This window comes from Peribacillus sp. FSL H8-0477, from assembly GCF_038002765.1.
Classification (GTDB): domain Bacteria; phylum Bacillota; class Bacilli; order Bacillales; family DSM-1321; genus Peribacillus.
On sequence record NZ_JBBODE010000002.1, the window covers coordinates 1,574,835 to 1,594,040 of the forward strand.

A 19,206-nucleotide genomic window follows, 5' to 3' on the forward strand; every position below is an offset into this window, starting at 1 on the left:
GGGAAATGAGTGGAATGGATTTTAAGGTAGATGCCGAGTTGGAAGAGATGAGAAAAAATATCCGCCATTTTATTGATCACACGGTTGATCCTTTAGGAGATCAAATTGAGCGGGAAGATGACATTCCTGAACACATTATGAAAATGAGTAAGGAAATTGGTTTGTTTGGTCTAAGTATTCCAGAAGAATATGGCGGGCTTGGGATTGGCATGGTCGGTAAATGTGTGATGTATGAGGAAATCGGCCGGACACATAATGGCTATACAACGGTCATCGGCTGTCATACGGGTATTGGCTCGGTGGGCATTGTGGAAATGGGAACAGAAGCTCAAAAGCAGAAATACCTTCCTCGTATGGCAACGGGAGAATGGACGGGAGCTTTTGCCTTAACTGAGCCAAGTGCCGGATCAAATGCAACCGCTTTAAAAACGACAGCTGTCAAAAAAGGCGATAAATATATCATAAATGGTTCTAAACATTATATAACCAATGCCCCAATCGCAGATGTATTTACGGTTATGGCGATTACGGATCAGACAAAGGGAGCTAAAGGGATTACCTCTTTTATTGTTGAAAAAGGCACCAAGGGACTGATTATTGGGAAAACAGAGGAAAAAATGGGATTGCGTGGTTCTCATTCATCGGAGGTTTTTTTCGAAGATTGTGAGGTTCCGGTTGTAAATGTTCTCGGAGTTGAAGGACAAGGGTACGTTAATGCACTAAAAATCCTGGCAAATGGTCGTGCTGGACTGGCAGCTAGAAATCTAGGATCCAGCCAAAAGCTGCTGGAACTTTCGCTGAAATACGCCCATGAACGTGTCCAATTTGGTAAGCCAATTGTTGAACAGCAAATCATTCAGCACTACCTTGCGGAAATGGCACTTGATATTGAAGCGCTTCGGTCTATGACCTATCGAGTTGCATGGATGGTGGACGAAGGGATGAATGTGATCAAGGAAGCAGCAATGATTAAACTGCTGGGTTCAGAAATATATAACCGGATTGCGGATAAGGCTGTTCAGATCCATGGCGGACTTGGATATATCAAAGAATACCCAATTGAGAGGTATTACCGTGATGCCCGAATTACGAAAATTTATGAAGGAACATCCGAAATTCAAAAAAATATTATTGCCGGTCAGTTAATGAAACAATACGCTGCCAGTCATTCTGTGAATGCCTAAAAATGAGGAGGAAATATCGATGGCTCAACTAGTTGAAGAAAAAAATACCTTTCACCAAGAGCTTAGACAAAGTGTGCGTTCTGTCTGTCAAAAATTCCCGGACGCCTATTGGCGAGAGCTGGATGCAAATCATGCTTACCCAGAAGAATTCGTTCATGCACTCACAAAGGCCGGTTTCCTTGCAGCACTGATTCCTGAGGAATACGGCGGATCTGGTCTTGGGATTACTGAGGCCTCAATTATACTCGAGGAAGTAAATCGATCGGGTGGAAATGCCGGTGCATGTCATGCACAAATGTATACGATGGGAACACTGCTGCGGCATGGTTCAAAGGAACAAAAGGAAAAATATCTTCCGAAGATTGCTGATGGGACGTTAAGACTTCAAGCCTTTGGCGTAACCGAACCGAATACAGGTACCGATACAACGAAGTTAAAAACGGTGGCAGTCAAGAAGGGGGATAAGTACATTGTAAATGGTCAAAAAGTATTCATATCAAGAACTGAATATTCGGATTTGATGATTCTCCTTGTGCGGACAACACCTCTTGAACAGGTTGAAAAAAAGACACAGGGCATTTCCGTTCTATTAGTAGATTTAAATGAAGCGGTCGGCAATGGGCTGACGATTAAACCGATTAAAACAATGATGAATCATGCGACAACGGAATTATTTATCGAAAATCTGGAGGTTCCGGTTGAGAATTTAATTGGTGAAGAAGGCAAAGGCTTCTCCTACATTCTTGACGGAATGAATGCCGAACGGATCTTAATTGCCGCTGAATGCATTGGCGATGGCCGCTGGTTTATCGAACGCGCAGCGAATTATGCGAAGGATCGAGTAGTATTCAATCGTCCAATCGGACAAAACCAAGGCATTCAGTTCCCCATTGCTCGTTCACATATTAATCTTGAAGCAGCTGATTTAATGCGCTTTCAAGCAGCCGCCTTATTTGATTCAGGAAAAAGCTGTGGAGCAGAAGCTAATATGAGTAAACTGCTAGCAGCGGATGCTTCTTGGGAAGCGGCAAATGCCTGCTTACAGACACACGGCGGCTTTGGATTTGCGGAGGAATATGATGTCGAGCGAAAGTTTAGAGAAACTAGATTATATCAAGTAGCGCCTATTTCCACGAATCTTATTTTGTCCTATGTCGCTGAGCATGTGCTCAAGCTGCCACGATCCTATTAATAGTCTGAGAGGGTGAAGGGAATGAAAAATGTACTAATAGTTGATTCAGTTCGCACAGCTGTCGGCAGGATAGGCGGTAGTCTAAGGAATGTGGATGTTGATTTCTTAGCAGCAAAGGTGATAGAAGAAGTGATCAATCGAACAGGTGTGGCAAAAAAAGATATTGACGAAGTGATAATGGGGCAGGCAAAGCAAAGTACAGATGCTCCGAACTTAGCTCGTCTCGCCTTACTTAGAGCTGGATTACCTATCGAAGTAACCGGATATACGGTTCATCGCCAATGCGGTTCTGGATTACAAGCAATTCATAATGGTGCACAGCAAATTATGTGCGGGCTATCAGAGATTGTCATTGCTGGGGGAGCAGAAAGCATGAGCGGTGCGCCGTTTTATATCCGGAATGGACGATACGGATTTGGTGTAGGCAATACCGAGATTCTTGATTCTAATACGGAAAGTCAGCCTCGGGCCCAGCCAATCGAAATATATGGAAATCTTACGATGGGAATAACGGCGGAAAATTTGGCTGAAAAGTATCAGATATCACGGGAAGAGCAAGATGAATTTGCTTTACGGAGTCAAGTATTGGCACAAGATGCAATAGAAGCAGGGCGGTTTAATTCACAAATCGTTCCTTATGAAGTGAAGCAGCGAAAACACTCCTTTATATTCGATAAAGATGAACATCCAAGGGAAACAAATATGGAAACATTACGAAAGTTGAAACCAGTATTCAAGGAAAATGGTACGGTCACAGCGGGAAATACAAGCGGTCGAAATGACGGAGCAGGCGCTGTGTTATTAATGACAGACGAAGCAGCCCAAAAGTTTGATTTGAAACCAAAGGCTAAAGTCATTGCCCAAGCTGTTGCGGGTGTCTCCCCAGAAATCATGGGAATCGGTCCTGCACCTGCAACGAGAAAAGCCTTAAAGCAGGCTGGGTTAACACTTGAAGATATTTCGTTGATTGAGTTGAATGAAGCGTTTGCCGCACAATCTCTCGCAGTCATTAAGGAGCTCGGTCTTGACTTGAATCGAGTCAACGTTAATGGAGGTGCCATTGCTCTAGGCCATCCAATCGGCGGGTCGGGTGCGGTATTAATGACGAAGCTGCTTCATGAATTGGAACGCAGAGGCGAAAGATACGGTTTGGCTACATTCTGTATTGGCGGCGGTCTTGGAATTACAACGATTGTTGAAAATCTGCAAGTTTAATAGCTTGCTTTAGAAGCTTGGAGATGAATAAATTCGTGGATATGTACCAAACAAAGAAAAAGTCGGCCAGCGATGCGATTGCGTTGATTCAGTCACGCCAAAAGGTATTTATTGCGCCTTTTTGTAATGAGCCGCAGACATTAGTTGAAGAATTGGTCCGTCAAAGTGGCCGTTTAGAAGATGTGTATCTTTATAATATGCCAATCGGCAGTGCCTGTTTATATGCAGGAAGTGATCATCTTCTTTCCTTTAAAATTCGAACCTTTTTATCAACACCATTATTCAAGGCAAGCTACTCAACAGGTGATTGCGATTATATTCCGATTAATTTATCAGAAATTCCTCGCTGGATTGGTGAAAATCAAATCGATGTGGCGCTAATCCAGGTTTCGCCGCCTGATGAGCATGGATTTTGCAACCTAGGCATCTCAGTAGATGTTGTTCAATCATTAATCAAGCATGCGGTATGCATTATTGCGGAGGTTAACAACCAGATGCCGTGGAGTGAAGGAAACACGCTTGTCCATCTCTCAAATATTGATTATGTTGTCCCATCAACACGGCCAATGCTTGAAATCAAGCGCAAAGAACCGACAGAGGTAGAACGAGCCATCGGCATACATGTTGCGTCCCTTGTCCCAGACTATTCAGTAATCCAAGTTGGAGTCGGCAGTGTTTCTGACAGTATTCTTCAAGCTCTTCACGGAAAAAAGGGGATCGGTATTCATTCAGGATCGATTACCGATCCAGTCATTGAGTTAATTGAGCAAGGGGTCATTACCAATGAAGCAAAGGAAATTAACCGCCATATTACAGTGTGTACGACACTGACAGGTACAGAGGAATTGTACCGTTATGCGAATCGAAATGATGCTATTGAACTGCATTCAAGCGATTATACCCACAACCCAGCAGTGATTTCAAAATTGAGTCGCTTTCATAGCATCAATTCTGCTCTTGAAGTTGATCTATTTGGTCAGGTAAACGCTGAGCAGGTTGGAAAGTATCCCGTGGCAGGCGTGGGCGGACAAATGGACTTTATCCATGGTGCCCGTTTATCGAAGGGAGGAAAGGCCATAATTGCTCTCCCGTCTACAGCTAAGAATGGGACTGAATCACGCATTAAGGCGGAAATACCCTTTGTCACTTCGTTAAAGTCCGAAATTGATTATATCGTAACCGAGTATGGCGCAGCAGAACTATTCGGTAAGTCGCTAAAAGAACGTGCACAAGCATTACTATTAATTGCGCATCCCGATTTTCGCGAACAATTGAGGGTGAGTATAGAGCAGCTTGGATAGTCATGAATGAGAGAGCTTTAATCCAATCCTTTATCCCAAATCTCGTTATGCAGTTTAATTCTCTCGAATGAACGCTTTACGTATAAGGAAAAGTCTCGAGATCGTTGGCATGTTTAATGGAAAGTATGAATAGGAAAGAAGCTGATCATGATGTTCAAAACAACCGTTACCGAGTTGTTGGCCATTGAGTATCCGATTATTCAAGGAGGACTGCAGGGACTAGGGATTGAGCCTCTTGTTTCAGCTGTTTCAGAAGCAGGAGGGCTAGGTCTGCTAACAGCTGGGTCGTATGCATCGAATAAAGAATTGCATCAAGATATCGAACAGGTGCGAAAAAAGACAACGAAACCCTTTGGGGTGAATTTGGCACTAGGAATCCGCCGGCCAATGGATGAATTTGTCGAAGCGGTGGTCAATGCGGAAGTGGGGATTGTGTTTACTTCAGGTTATTCACCCGTTCAATATATGGAACGGTTTAAACAGGCTGGCATAACTGTTGTTCATGTGGTGCCTTCTGTGAAATTTGCTAAAAAAGCGGAGGAATTAGGCTGCGATGCCGTAGTTATTGTCGGTTTTGAATGCGGCGGTCATCCAGGAATAGAAGAAGTTTCTACACTAAGTCTTGTCCCTCAGGTTGTAGAAGCTGTGAAGATCCCGGTTATTGCGGCTGGAGGATTAACGGACGGGAAAGGTCTAGTAACAGCGCTGGCGCTCGGAGCTGGAGCCGTGCAAATGGGAACACGCTTTGTCATGACAAAGGAATGTCCACTTCCAGAAGCGATTAAAACAAAATTGCTTCGTGCAGGAACAAGTGACACTGTCATTATTAAACGCTCAATCAATAAGCCTAATCGGGTGTATAACAACGCCGCAGCACAGAGTGTGCTTGAACTTGAGCGTAAAGGGGCAGGCATTAACGAATTGATGCCCTATATTGGGGGTGAGGCCTATCAAAAGATGCTTAGCACTGGAAATTCAGAAATTGGTATTCTCTCAATTGGACAAGCCATCGGACGGATAAACAGCTGCGAAAGTGTTCAAGATGTCATCACTGGCATCATAGAAGAATCTCATGAGGTGTTACGTCAGCTTAATGGCTATGTGGTTAGTTAGAAAACTTGGGAAGGAGAGAAAACGATGGCATACTATTTTGAAGATTTTTCAATCGGTGATGCATTTACAAGTCCAGGCCGGACGGTCACTGAGTCAGATGTTACTGTATTTGCAGGTTTGTCTGGGGACTATAATCCACTGCATACTGATGAAGAATTTGCTAAGGAAACGATTTTCGGAACACGTATTGCCCACGGACTGCTCGGATTGTCTATGGTTAGCGGTCTCGTTATGCGCTTAGGGGTATTTGATGGGACGGTCATTGCTTTTTTAGGACTTGAGTGGACGTTCACAGGTCCCTTATTTATTGGAGACACGATTCATTTTGAAATGAAAATTATCGAAAAGCGCGAAACTTCGAAAGCAGATAGAGGAATTATCGTGCGTGAAGTGTTACTTCTTAATCAAAAAAATGAAGTAGTTCAAAAGGGAACGATGACAATCATGATGAAACGAAAACCTGAGAAGCTAGTTGAATAGAAATCTGAGAGGAGTCTAAATCATGAATGTGAAAAATCGAGTGATGCTCATCACTGGGTCAGGCAGTGGAATTGGGGAAGGAATTGCAGAAGAGCTGGCAGCAAACGGTGCAATCGTTATCATTAACGACATTGATGGAGAAAAAGCCGAAAAAGGTGCACAGGCTTTACGAGAAAAGGGCTATCAAGCGGACGGACTACAAGCAGACATTACGAATTCAGAGCAGGTAGAGAGGATGGTAGCCAAAATTATCGAGAAATATGGCCGGATTGATGGGTTAATCAATAATACAGGTGTGGTCCGAGATAATTTAATTCTAAAGATGCCCGAAGAGGATTTTGATTTCGTCCTTACTATTAATCTAAAGGGAGCCTGGATCTGTTCGAAAGCAGTCCTTGGACATATGAAGAAGCAGGAATATGGCCGGATTGTAAACATTTCTTCCCGTGCCTGGTTAGGACAAGTCGGACAATCTAATTATTCTGCTTCAAAAGGAGGATTAGTCAGCTTGACCCGAGCGCTGGCTTTGGAGTTTGCCAAGTTTAATGTGACAGTGAACTGTATTGCACCAGGATTAATTGATACACCGCTGGTACGCAATTTACGGAAAGATGTCCAGGAACGACTAATTCAAGCACAGCCTACCCCAATGATTGGACAACCAAAGGATATTGCCAATACAGCCTTGTTTTTTGTTTCTGAAGAAGCGCGGTACATAACGGGACAAATCCTTCATGTTGATGGCGGAAAAAGCCTTGGAGCAAGAAACATATAGGAGTCAATTATGACTAAACAGGAGGGAGTTGTGAAGAATGCAGCCATTAGACGGAGTAAAAGTGCTGGATTTATCACGAACACTAGCGGGTCCTTTTTGTACGATGATGCTAGGTGATATGGGGGCAGATGTAATCAAAGTGGAACAACCAAGAAGCGGGGATGAATCGAGACGGTTTACTCCTCCCTCCTGGAATGATGAGAGTTGTTATTATCTTTCCTCTAATCGAAATAAGCGCAGCATCACTGTTGATCTAAAAAGTACAGAAGGCAAAGCGATCATTATGAAACTAGTTCAAGATGCTGATATTTTAGTAGAAAACTTTCGTACAGGTACGATGGAAAAGCTTGGTCTTGGTTATGAAGAGTTAAAGGAAATGAATCCACGATTAATTTTTTGCTCGATCTCAGGATTTGGGAGAACAGGACCGGAAAAAAATCGTGCAGGATATGATTTATTACTGCAGGGATTTGGCGGATTGATGAGCATTACGGGTGAAGATGGAGGACCACCAGTTAAAGCAGGTATGTCCATTGTCGATTTAACCACTGGAATGTTCGCTGTATACGGAATTATGAATGGCTTATTTGCAGCACAGAAAACAGGGAAAGGTCAATTTATTGATGTCAGCTTACTGGATGGTCAGATTACTTTGCTGAACCATATGGCAACCGGGTATATGGCCACAGGGAAACCTGCGGGGAAAATGGGTTCTGCCCACCCTTCACTTGTTCCGTATCAGGCCTTTCGAGCAAAAGATATGGATATTATCTTAGCTGTAGCCAATGATGGTTTATGGAAAAAATGCTGTACGGCTTTAGACTGGCCTGACTTACTAGATGATGTTCGCTTTGAGAAAAACGTCGATCGAGTTGCCCACCGCGTAGAATTGGTCAAGCGGATCTCAGATAAACTTATCTTTTGGGAAAGTAAGGACTTATTTAAGATTTTAGATAGTCATGGGGTTCCTTGTGGTCCGATTCACACGATCGATCAAATCCTCAACCATCCACACACAAAAGCTAGAGAAATGATGATTCCCATCCAACATCCAACCATTGAGAATCTTCAGGTACCCGGTTTTCCCGTGAAAATGGGTGATACGCCCCAAAGCGTCCGGTATTACCCGCCGCTTCTCGGTGAACATACGGAAGATGTACTAAGTGAACTAGGCTATTCAACGGAAGACATTCAACGTTTGAAAAACAAGCAGATCATCTGATTTTAAAGAGGCGGTGGTTATATGGCAAAAGCTAAAGAAAAAAAAACCTGGATTGTTGTTTTTGTTTCTTGTTTTCTTGGGTTAATGGTGGATGGAATGGATTTGCAGATGTTGTCCTTAACAATGCCCGCTTTAATGGATGAATTCAATATCACCAAAACGGCAGCTGGAGTCATTAGTACGTGGTCTTTAATGGGCATGGCGCTGGGTGGAATCATGGGAGGGTGGCTGTCAGATCGTTACGGGAGAGTCAAGATGGCCGCTTGGATGATGGTCCTCTTTTCTATCGGAACAGCCGCACTAGGATTTGCCCAAACGTATGAACAATTTATTGTTATCCGCTTTATTTCAGCGATTGGTATTGGTGCAGAATATAGTATCTGTACAATGTTAATGGCTGAGTATGTTCCAACCAAAAAAAGAACCACTATACTTGGCACACTTCAGGCAGCATACTCGGTTGGTTATTTAATTGCAGCTTTGCTTGCAGGAGCTATTTTGCCGGTTTATGGATGGAGACCGTTATATTTTATAGCTGTTGTACCTGTCATTCTTGCCCTATATATACGGTATAATCTTCCAGAGCCTGAAGGCTGGAGAGAAGAAGTAAAGAAAAGGAAAGCATCGAAAGTTAATAAAAATGAATGGGCCGCTTTGTTTACGAATCCAAAGACGAGAACTATCTTTTTATTCTGGATTTTAACTTCCACTTTCCTTCAATTTGGTTATTATGGCTTAGGCAGCTGGCTGCCTACATACCTTGTCAGTGAATTAGGATTTGCATTTACGAAAATGACTGGTTATTTAATTGGAACTTATTCCGCCATGATTTTAGGTAAAATTATAACAGGCTGGCTTGCCGATAAATTTGGACGTAAAACCATGTATATAATCGGAGGATTAGCTACCGCACTATGTCTGCCAATCGTCTACCTGTATAATACACCAGGTAATATTATTGCACTTCTCACCATCCTTGGATTTCTGTATGGGATGCCATATGCTGTTAATTCAACGTATATGAGTGAAAGCTTTCCGACAAACATACGTGGGACGGCTGTAGGCGGGGCATATAATATCGGCCGAATTGGAGCAGCGATGGCGCCCATGATTATCGGGGTGATTGCGGAATCAAAGTCGATTGGCTTCGGCCTGGCATCACTCGGAATTGCCTATGCACTAGCAGGGATTATTCCAGCTATATTTATTAAAGAAAAAATGTATGATCCCTTTACAAATGCAGCTCAGAAACCATCTGAAAAGACATCTACTAATTATACAGCTTGATCTAGACTGCCCTGAATGTAAGGGCAGCTTTTTTATTTTGGTGTAGCATAAGAAACCCGTAACGCTATACCCCACCCGGTATGTTAAAGGGGGCTGACGGGAATACGGCCCTCTCAGACGGGAATAAGCTGGTCCGAGAAGGGAATATCCCTTAACTCAGACGGGAATCAGGTCACCAGAGTACGGATCAGACCTTTAATTAGGGAATGAGTTGAAAGAAAGCTAGAAAAAAACAAATTTAAGCGGATGAATTACGGCCTTCTTTCTGATAGTATGAAGGTGACATACTAACTAAAAGGAGAACATTACAACATGACTGGAATCGCAACCATCTTAGTGCTCGCAGCTTTAATGGGGTTCTTTTTAGGGGTATTAGGAATTATCAAAGGAAATGTTAAATTACTGAAATTAAAGACTAGAAAAGCAAGCTTCCTTTTCTCACTGTTTTCACTGGTATTGTTTATTGTCGGCGGGGCTATGCTGCCAAGTGAGACGACTACTTCTCCTGAAGTGAAACAGGATGTACAACAAAGTGAAAAGGAGACAGTCAAAGAAAAAACGGAGTCTCCTAAGATAGAAAAAAAGGTTGAAAAGGTAATAGATAAAGAAGAAGTTGGAACTGAAACGGATGAATCAGCTAAACTTGAAGTTCATTTTCTTGATGTCGGACAAGGTGCGGCCCAGATTATTATCACGCCTGAAGGTTCGGTAATGGTCATTGATGGTGGGAACAATGATGATGAAGACAGAATGGTCAGCTATTTGAATAAGCTAGGTGTGAAAAAAGTTGATATTTTGGTGGGCACTCATCCTGATGCCGATCACATAGGCGGAATTGACGCTGTGATTGACGCATTTGATATTGGGAAAATTTATATGCCTAAGGTTCAAAAAGATACACAAACCTTTGAATCTGTTCTCCGGGCTGTCCAAAATAAGGGGTTAAAAGTTACCACGGCTAAAGCTGGAATTAATTTGGAACTAGACAGTGCAATTTCAACGAAAATGATTGGACCTCTAGCAGCCTCTGACCCTGATAATAATGAGATGAGTGCGATAATCAGACTCGAATATGGGAATCACTCCTTTTTATTAACGGGAGATGCCGGTGTTGACACTGAAGCAGATCTCATCCAATCAGGGGCAAAATTGAAATCTACTGTCCTTCTTTTGGGTCATCACGGCAGTGATCATTCAACGAGCACAGCCTTTTTACAAGCTGTACAACCTGAATATGCAGTTATTCAAGTAGGAAAAAATAGTTATGGCCATCCAACGGCTGGCGTATTGAGCAATGTAACAAATGCTGGAGCAAAGATTTATCGCAATGATACAGATGGAACAATCGTTTTCACTACTAATGGAAAGACGATTAGTGTAAATAAAAATCCGTGGACATTTGTTGGAAACGAACAGAAGGATACGGCCAAGACAACACCTGTGCCAACTCCAAAACCGAATCCAGCTCCTGCTGAAAAAAAGCCTGAGGCTTCGATCTCAAAAACAGGAATCAAAGCAACGGCAAGTATTGATAACCAAGCACCGACTCAAAATGAAAACATTACAGTGACAGTTAAGGTTAGTGATGAAAATGGTAAACCAGTCTCCAATGCGAATGTCAGCTTAAAACTTGCTTTTAAATCTACGGACACTACCTACAATGGTGTGACAGATACCAATGGCATTGCATCCATTCCATTCCGTATTGGGAGAGCTGCTGCTGGATATACAGTTAAAGGAGACGTTACCGTTACGGCAAATGGTCAAACAGCAAAAGCAAGTACAGCGTTTACCCCTAAATAAGGAAGTGTTGATATGAAAGGCATTGTTGACCGTTTTGAAGGTGAGTATGCCGTCATAGAAGTGGATGGCAAAACAAGAGATGTAAAGCGAAAACTGATTGCAGATAGTGTAAGGGTCAGTGATGTTGTGATCCTGAATAATGGGATTTGGGAACGTGATTCAGATGAAACCGATAAACGAAAAAAAGAAGTGAAAAAGTTAATGGATAGTGTCTGGGAAGATTAATACAATTAATGGTATAAATTAGGAAGAAAACAGCCATACTGTTTAGATGTTTGTTTCCATTAAAAGTATGGCTGTTTCTGAAAAGCGAAGGCAGTGAAGAATGTTGACACAAATGAAAGAGAAATTACTTGTTATTATTGGTCCAACAGCGGTTGGGAAAACGAAACTTAGCATTGATTTAGCAAAACTCTACAATGGTGAGATTATCAGTGGAGATTCTATGCAAGTCTATAAAGGAATGGATATTGGTACGGCGAAGATCTCAACGAACGAAATGCAGGAAATTACTCACCATTTAATTGATATTAAAGAACCAAATGAACCATTTAGCGCAGCAGAATTCCAGGAAAGAGCGAATCAAATCATTGCGGACATACACAGAAGAGGAAAATTGCCAATAATCGTTGGAGGAACAGGATTATATATCCAGTCTGTCATCTATGATTATCAGTTTTCAGAAGCGCAATCCGACCCAGCTTACCGCGAGCAACTTGAAAACGAAGTCGCTGAAAAAGGAATAGAACATGTGATAAGTAAATTGCGATCGATTGATCCAGAAAGTGCAGACCGAATACATCCTAATAATGTTCGACGTGTGATTCGTGCACTGGAAATTTACCATTGTACAGGTTCGACAATGAGTCAACAGCTGCTGAGCCAGCCGAACGAAATGAAGTATGAAACAGCATTAATTGGATTAACGATGGATCGTGATAAACTGTATGACCGAATTAATCAACGTGTGAATCTCATGGTAGAACAAGGGTTGTTCACTGAAGTTGAGTATTTTTATAAACGCGGATTACGTGATTGCCAATCTATTCAAGCAATTGGGTACAAAGAACTATATGAGTATTTAGATGGGAAAATCTCGCAGAATGAAGCGGTTGAATCGATTAAGCAGAATTCGCGCCGTTACGCCAAGAGACAACTAACATGGTTTAGGAATAAAATGGCTGTTGACTGGTTTGATATGACGGAGACCGAAAATTTTTCGAAAAAAAGAGATGAAATATCTAAATTTATAGCAGGAAAGCTTTCACTTTAAGCGAATTAATACAAGTAGAGAGAAAAAGGAGGATACAAAATGAAACAATCGGTGAATATTCAAGATCAATTTTTAAACCAATTACGTAAAGAAAGTACATATGTTACCGTGTTTTTACTAAACGGTTTTCAAATCCGTGGGCAAATTAAGGGATTTGATAACTTCACCGTATTATTCGAATCCGAAGGTAAACAACAATTAGTTTTCAAACATGCGATTTCCACATTTGCGCCGCAGCGCAACGTTCAAATTGATTTTGAAGTAAAAGAATAAATTAATACTATGAATATGTAAAACGGGTAATGATACATTGCCCGTTTTTATTTTGGTCAAAATTCGGATTATTTCTTGGGAAAGCGCAGGAAACGACAGTTATTTTGTTGAGATGGCGTTTAGACGGGGGTATTGTCTGATTATGTGGATTTTTAATACCGGTGGATTACGTAAGATTTGAGCGTCTTTTAATCAGTCTCAGTATTTTTGGTTTAATTAAAGATACTGATTGCTGAATTAATGAATATAAATAAATGAAGAGTTTGTGTTTAAGTTGAGAGGTGAAAACGTTGGATCGTCCTATTCATAAAACAAATAGCGGCCAAATTAAAGTCGTTTTAAATGGAGAAAAGCGAAATGTACCTGATAAAGATAATGAGATATTGTTTCCCGATATATATGAGAGAAAGATCCCTTCACAACATGTTGCCTTAAAGGAAATCGAAGATGAATTGTCAGCATTAGTTGGGTTAGATAGCATGAAGAAGGTCATCAAAGAAATTTATGCATGGATCTATATTAATAAAAAACGTGAAGAAAAAAATATTAAAGCGGAAAGACAAGGTTTACATATGATGTTCAAAGGTAATCCAGGCACAGGAAAAACGACTGTGGCTAGGTTAATCGGTAAACTTTTTCTGAAAATGGGCGTTTTGCCAAAGGGACATTTGATTGAGGCTGAGAGAGCTGATCTTGTTGGGGAATATATAGGCCACACGGCACAGAAAACGAGGGAATTAATTAAGAAAGCAATGGGTGGAATATTATTTATTGATGAAGCTTATTCGTTAGGCAGAGGCGGCGAGAAAGATTTTGGAAAGGAAGCAATAGATAGTCTTGTTAAACATATGGAAGATAAGCAGCACGAATTTGTTTTAATACTTGCAGGGTACTCAAAGGAGATGGACTTTTTCCTGACTTTAAATCCAGGACTTCAGTCGAGATTTCCCCTCGTTATCAGTTTTCCAGATTACACAATCGATCAACTAATGGAAATTGCCGATATGATGTTAGAGGAAAGAGAATACATTCTGAGTCAAAATGCTAAAATTAAATTGAAAGACCATTTAGGATTTATTAAAGCTACACAAACTACATTTTCAAATGGACGGTATGTGAGAAATATTATTGAAAAAGCGATACGCGCACAAGCTATGAGGCTGTTACTAGATAGCTCGTATGAACGGAATGATTTAATTACATTAAAGAGCAGGGATTTAGGGTTAAATGACGATCATTAAATAGGCATAATACATGAGAAGTGCAAACGTATTAAAACTGAGCAATGGATGTCCATTGCTCAGTTAAATGAAGGCTTTAAGTAATGGAAAGCGGTATTATTTTACTCGTAATTTTTGACCGACAAAGATCGTATAGTTCTGATTTAATTGGTTCCATGATTTAATTTGGGCTGCTGTAGTACCATATTTACTTGCTAATCTATATACAGTATCACCGTGTTTAACTGTGTGATTGATGAATTTTATCTTGTCCCATTCGTGCAGATTATATTTTTCGATAATAGTGATTAACTTTTGTGGATAATCTATATCAGCAGCATATCCAGACGCCTTCAATGCCAGTGCACCATCTTTATATGTTTTTGCATCCATCACCCTCTGGTACCTTTTCACCGGCTTTCCATTCACCTTAATCTCAGAAGTTAGTAAACTTTCAATGTGGTCTTTAATCGATTCAGCGATAGTGGGATATTTCCGATACGTAACGACTACATCGTTTCGTTCGCCTTCCTTGCCAATTTCAGTATCTATTCTTTGGACAGACTTGCCATTATAGGTGCCTCTTCTGCCAAATAAATTATTTGAACTTTTAGTAAGCTCACTGGTTCCCCAGCCTGATTCAAGAATACCTTGGGCAATAACAAGACTAGGAAGTATATGTGTACGTGTGTAGTCCTTTTGAACAGGTTCCCCAAGCAATTTTATGAAGGCTGTTTGTTCAGATGCATCCATTTTCGTTTCCTCCTAACAACAAAAAGATACCAAACATATAGCTTGGTCTATTATGATATGAAATAAGTGTCTGACATGTATAATGTATCTGCGTAGTTACTAACAGAAAGTGAAAGAAGTTAGAAGAGCAAATAAACGGGGTAGATAAAGATATAAGGAACAGTTGAGTATACCTTTTAACTGAAGCACAGAACGTGTTTTTAGTATAGACACGAAAGAACGAGACCATGAATAAACTGATTAGGCATACTTCTAGCTGATTTCCTTGAGTCGGGGTAAAAGGCATCACAGACACGATCTTAAGTCATGAGACATAAAACCGAGAAAAAATTTGGTACTTAAAAACAAGTAAAGGTGGAGAAACGATGGAAAATGAAATTCTCTTATATACAACCGATACCTGTCCATATTGCACTCAGGCAAAAAAATTCTTAACTGAACAAGGGTTACCCTTCCAGGAAATTAACGTTCAGGCGGATTATGCAGAAGCGCAGCGTCTTGTCGAACAAACAGGACAAATGGGTGTACCCCAAATTAAGGTAAATGGAAACTGGGTTCTCGGATTTGATCCACAAGCCATTCTAACTTTTGCTAGAATCACTCTATAAGAAACAAAAAGGATAGGCAGCTAGGCTGCCTATCCTTTTTGTTTCTATTGGAAAGATTCATTAACGCAAAGGGTTAAGTCTTTTTTGAGGCAGTTTCCATTTGTACGTATACGATAAAACACGCAGCGCTGTTATGACGACAAATAATAAATACAAGTGCCAAGATTCCGTAGCTGCACCCATACCGATGATTAGACCGGCTAGAATGGCCCATACTGCATATATTTCATCTTTTAGTACAAGCGGCTTCCGTCCTGCAAGAATATCACGAATTATTCCGCCGCCGCTTCCGGTCAGAACTGCAGCTACGATAATTGCACTCATCGGGTGTTTCATGTCTGCCGCGTACAAGGCACCTTGTATCGCAAAGGCGGCAAGACCTATCGCATCCGTGAAGTTTCCCCATTTGCTCCAATGCTTTAGTAGATTTCCAGGAAACATCATCACAGCAGTTATGGATATAAGGGCAATGGTAAAGTAGATGCTTTGATCCCAAAGAGCGGAAACAGGTACACCGATTAATAAATTTCGAACCGCACCCCCGCCAAATGCAGTAACGATTCCAAGTATATAGATGCCAAGAATATCGTATTCTTCTTCCATGGCAATAATTGCTCCGCTGATAGCAAAAGCAATGGTTCCAATCATACTTAAAAATTCCCAGCTCATCTTAAATTCCCTCATTATTCAATTAATGATTACCGTATGATTTTAGCATGTATTTAGCTTGCGTCAAGCCGCTTTAATAGGTAATGAAAAATTATTATTTTCACATTTGTCTCGAAGTGGCTTATGAGATAAGCTTATAGAGAAATAAACGCAGAAAGTACCATATTAAATGTTCAATAATGACTGCCTGTCCTTTGATAGGCTCATAGGAAAGGGTGGAACGCTATGTATGATGTGAAACACTATAGAGATGAGAACTATACCATTTATGAGTTAAGCGATTCAACGACTTCTTCTTGGGTGAAGGTTGCCCCAGAAAGAGGCGGCATTATTATTGGCTTCGGTGTCAACGGAGAAGAACTCTTATTTCTTAATAAGGAGACGTTTTATGATTCAGCTGCCAATGTCAGAGGCGGAATTCCAATTCTGTTCCCGATTTCAGGTCAATTGACAAACGGAGAATATGAGTGGAATGGTCAAACTTATCAAATGAAAAATCATGGTCTGGCAAGAAATAGTGCTTGGACGGTGATTAAAACAAGTACGGATGACTCAGCTTCAATTACGTTATCCCTAACAAGCAATGAAGAAACGAAAAAATCGTATCCGTTTGATTTTGAAGTCATTTTCACCTATGTCTTGAAGAATCAGTCATTAAGTATACATCAGGAATATATCAATACGTCCGCAGATGAAATGCCGTTTTATGCTGGTTTTCATCCATATTTCAAAACAACTCATAAGAATCTAGCCTATGACACGGACGCTGCAACCTACCTCGACTATAATGATTTAGTCATCAAACAGGTGTCTGATGGTTTAGATCTGACAGGAAAGAAAGAATCGCTGGCCTTATTAGATGCAATGAAAAAAGAAATCGCATTTGAACTGCCGGATCGTCAACTGAACATTTCCATTACATATGGGAAAGAATTTAAACCAGTCTATTTATGGACTGAAGAAGGACAGGACTTTGTTTGTGTTGAACCTTGGATGGCCAATACGAATGAATTAAACCGGAAAGAAGAATTAGTAATGCTAAGACCGGGAGAACAGCTGAAAACCTTTATGACATTTACTGCTAGATAGAAACAAAATAAGTTCAGGTACCATACCTTTTGTTAAAAGATTGGTACCTGAGCTTATTGGTTTTTTGCAGGCTGACATGAGTGTGAATGAGAATTGGTTTGCTAACTACGCTGCATCTGAAATAGTATTCAAAAACTAATGTTGTTCTATTTCAATATCAACAGCTATAATAAGCTCTTTATTCGATTTTCGGAGTGAGCAATCTATTAAAATAGCGAAAGTGATTTTTTGGAAAGTGTAGTATGGGTGATTAATAAACTAATATTTAGAGGTGAATTAGAAAAAATATGATGATGTCATATGAATATTATGGAGAACTTTGCACACAGATATACGAAAATAGTAAAACGATGGCAGACGGAAAAGAACTGGAGTTTTTTCTATCTTTTGTTCAAGATAAGAAGATGAAAGTGTTAGAGCCCATGTGTGGAAACGGGAGAATGCTTATTCCTTTTATGGAAAAAGGAATAGACATTGAGGGATTTGACATTTCAGAAGAAATGTTGCGAGTGTGTAAATTAAAAGGTCGAAAATTAAACCTTAAACCAAACGTTTTTTATGGGAAAATAGAAGAATTTAAAGGCGATAATACGTACGATTTAATCATGATACCATTTGGTTCTTTTTCACTCTTGTCAGATGAATTTGTGAAAGATAGCCTTATTAACATGAAAACTATTTTAAAAGAAGGCGGGAAATTCCTTTTAACGGTTATGACAAATACAGGTACAGTTGAGGATATTCCTGATTGGATGGAAACGAATAGAAGATACCTTGATAACAACGAGATTATTGAATATAAGAAAGTCAATTATGACCAAGCTAGCAGAATGTTAAATATAAACTTAAACTATCAATTAGTGAAAGATGGTCGAATAGTAAAATCAGAAATAATGGATTTCCCAATTCGACTTTATGAACCTGGCGAATTTAAAACTATTTTAAAAACTATTGGCTTTGGTGAAGTTATTCTCCATGAGGTTATTAACGGATATGGAGAAGGAAGTTCATTTCAGGTGTTTGAATGTGTAAAATAGACTTGAAAAAGATTTCTGGTCGGATGATTTCTTCAAAAACCATGTATTTACATAGAAAGTGTGAGGAATAATGAATAAAATTTATATTATTTCTGGTCCACCAGGAGTAGGTAAATCTACAACTGCAAAGGGTCTTGCAGAACAGTTTAATCAAAGTGCTTATATTGAAGGTGATTTAATCAATCATATGGTTGTCGGCGGATACCTTCCACCTTGGAAAAGTGAAGAATCTCTTTCGTTAGTTTGGGAAAATATTGCTGATTTAAGTATCAATTTTATGCAGGCAAATAAAAACGTAATCATTGATTATGTTGCTTTCCCAGAAGAAGTAGAAACATTTTCTCAAAAAATGAAGGCTAAGGTTCAAAATGTAGAAATTATATATGTTGTTTTATGGGTCGATAGCGATGAACTGTTGAGAAGAGATGCTTTGAGAATTAAAGAAGATCAAATGGGAGAAAGATGTTTAGAAATAATGAATGAATTCGAAAGTAAACTACTAGATAAAGACTTCTTCTACGATACAACGTACTTAAAGCGATCGAATTTACATGAAATCTTTCAGAATATTAAAGAAAATCCTTCTTTCAAATATTTATTTTAAAAATTACCTCGTTAAAATACTAATGATATATTCCTCGAGAATGCAAACGAAGCTCACAAAGCTGTTATACGCTGGCAGCTTTTTTTTTTGGATTGAATGATTCACGGA

At 40.1% G+C, this 19,206-nt stretch carries 20 protein-coding genes; 18 read left to right on the top strand and 2 right to left on the bottom strand.

What is annotated here, in order from left to right:
- Positions 1-14 precede the first annotated feature (14 nt).
- The 14 genes from MHI18_RS19380 (at position 15) to spoVK (ending at position 14,359) form a co-directional block, all read left to right on the top strand.
- Positions 15-1,184, top strand: coding sequence for an acyl-CoA dehydrogenase family protein (locus MHI18_RS19380; RefSeq protein ID WP_340849805.1), 1,170 nt, complete (start codon positions 15-17; stop codon positions 1,182-1,184).
- A gap of 19 nt (positions 1,185-1,203) precedes the next feature.
- Positions 1,204-2,376 carry an acyl-CoA dehydrogenase family protein gene (locus MHI18_RS19385; protein WP_340849807.1) on the top strand — a complete coding sequence of 391 codons (1,173 nt, stop codon included), beginning with the start codon at positions 1,204-1,206 and terminating at the stop codon, positions 2,374-2,376.
- 21 nt (positions 2,377-2,397) lie between these two features.
- On the top strand, positions 2,398-3,591 hold the full coding sequence (locus MHI18_RS19390; RefSeq protein WP_340849809.1) for a thiolase family protein: 1,194 nt from the start codon (positions 2,398-2,400) through the stop codon (positions 3,589-3,591).
- A 23-nt stretch (positions 3,592-3,614) separates the two neighbouring features.
- Positions 3,615-4,892: an acetyl-CoA hydrolase/transferase family protein gene (locus MHI18_RS19395; protein WP_340849811.1), complete on the top strand. Its 1,278-nt coding sequence runs from the start codon at positions 3,615-3,617 to the stop codon at positions 4,890-4,892.
- Between the two features lie 147 nt (positions 4,893-5,039).
- Positions 5,040-6,005, top strand: a complete 966-nt coding sequence (locus MHI18_RS19400) for an NAD(P)H-dependent flavin oxidoreductase (RefSeq protein WP_340849812.1) — start codon at positions 5,040-5,042, stop codon at positions 6,003-6,005.
- Positions 6,006-6,029: 24 nt separating this feature from the next.
- Positions 6,030-6,485 (top strand): MaoC/PaaZ C-terminal domain-containing protein, encoded by a 456-nt coding sequence (locus MHI18_RS19405; RefSeq protein WP_340849814.1) that lies wholly within the window; start codon positions 6,030-6,032, stop codon positions 6,483-6,485.
- A gap of 22 nt (positions 6,486-6,507) precedes the next feature.
- Positions 6,508-7,260: an SDR family NAD(P)-dependent oxidoreductase gene (locus MHI18_RS19410; protein WP_340849815.1), complete on the top strand. Its 753-nt coding sequence runs from the start codon at positions 6,508-6,510 to the stop codon at positions 7,258-7,260.
- A gap of 37 nt (positions 7,261-7,297) precedes the next feature.
- Entirely contained in the window at positions 7,298-8,482 is a 1,185-nt protein-coding gene (locus tag MHI18_RS19415; protein ID WP_340849817.1) for a CaiB/BaiF CoA transferase family protein, read from the top strand.
- A gap of 21 nt (positions 8,483-8,503) precedes the next feature.
- On the top strand, positions 8,504-9,769 hold the full coding sequence (locus MHI18_RS19420; RefSeq protein ID WP_340849818.1) for an MFS transporter: 1,266 nt from the start codon (positions 8,504-8,506) through the stop codon (positions 9,767-9,769).
- 312 nt (positions 9,770-10,081) lie between these two features.
- Positions 10,082-11,572 carry an MBL fold metallo-hydrolase gene (locus MHI18_RS19425; protein ID WP_340849820.1) on the top strand — a complete coding sequence of 497 codons (1,491 nt, stop codon included), beginning with the start codon at positions 10,082-10,084 and terminating at the stop codon, positions 11,570-11,572.
- Between the two features lie 12 nt (positions 11,573-11,584).
- A complete protein-coding gene (locus MHI18_RS19430; RefSeq protein ID WP_340849823.1) occupies positions 11,585-11,797 on the top strand; it encodes a DUF3006 domain-containing protein in 213 nt (70 codons plus the stop codon).
- Between the two features lie 112 nt (positions 11,798-11,909).
- Positions 11,910-12,845: a tRNA (adenosine(37)-N6)-dimethylallyltransferase MiaA gene (miaA, locus tag MHI18_RS19435; protein ID WP_340849826.1), complete on the top strand. Its 936-nt coding sequence runs from the start codon at positions 11,910-11,912 to the stop codon at positions 12,843-12,845.
- Between the two features lie 39 nt (positions 12,846-12,884).
- On the top strand, positions 12,885-13,118 hold the full coding sequence (gene hfq, locus MHI18_RS19440) for an RNA chaperone Hfq (RefSeq protein WP_040373157.1): 234 nt from the start codon (positions 12,885-12,887) through the stop codon (positions 13,116-13,118).
- Between the two features lie 290 nt (positions 13,119-13,408).
- Positions 13,409-14,359, top strand: a complete 951-nt coding sequence (gene spoVK / locus MHI18_RS19445) for a stage V sporulation protein K (RefSeq protein WP_340849829.1) — start codon at positions 13,409-13,411, stop codon at positions 14,357-14,359.
- A 96-nt stretch (positions 14,360-14,455) separates the two neighbouring features.
- Here spoVK and MHI18_RS19450 read toward each other — a convergent pair whose 3' ends face one another.
- Entirely contained in the window at positions 14,456-15,091 is a 636-nt protein-coding gene (locus tag MHI18_RS19450) for a glucosaminidase domain-containing protein (protein ID WP_340849831.1), read from the bottom strand.
- Between the two features lie 365 nt (positions 15,092-15,456).
- Here MHI18_RS19450 and MHI18_RS19455 point away from each other — a divergent pair, with 365 nt between their 5' ends.
- Positions 15,457-15,699: a glutaredoxin family protein gene (locus MHI18_RS19455; RefSeq protein ID WP_340849833.1), complete on the top strand. Its 243-nt coding sequence runs from the start codon at positions 15,457-15,459 to the stop codon at positions 15,697-15,699.
- A 60-nt stretch (positions 15,700-15,759) separates the two neighbouring features.
- On the opposite strand, the gene MHI18_RS19460 is transcribed toward MHI18_RS19455, so the two are convergent.
- Positions 15,760-16,368 (bottom strand): trimeric intracellular cation channel family protein, encoded by a 609-nt coding sequence (locus MHI18_RS19460; protein ID WP_340849835.1) that lies wholly within the window; start codon positions 16,366-16,368, stop codon positions 15,760-15,762.
- A gap of 225 nt (positions 16,369-16,593) precedes the next feature.
- Here MHI18_RS19460 and MHI18_RS19465 point away from each other — a divergent pair, with 225 nt between their 5' ends.
- From MHI18_RS19465 to MHI18_RS19475, 3 genes are all read left to right on the top strand, one after another.
- Positions 16,594-17,457, top strand: coding sequence for an aldose epimerase family protein (locus MHI18_RS19465; protein WP_340849837.1), 864 nt, complete (start codon positions 16,594-16,596; stop codon positions 17,455-17,457).
- Positions 17,458-17,750: 293 nt separating this feature from the next.
- A complete protein-coding gene (locus MHI18_RS19470) occupies positions 17,751-18,494 on the top strand; it encodes a class I SAM-dependent methyltransferase (protein ID WP_340849840.1) in 744 nt (247 codons plus the stop codon).
- Between the two features lie 70 nt (positions 18,495-18,564).
- Positions 18,565-19,098: an AAA family ATPase gene (locus tag MHI18_RS19475; RefSeq protein ID WP_340849842.1), complete on the top strand. Its 534-nt coding sequence runs from the start codon at positions 18,565-18,567 to the stop codon at positions 19,096-19,098.
- Positions 19,099-19,206 lie beyond the last annotated feature (108 nt).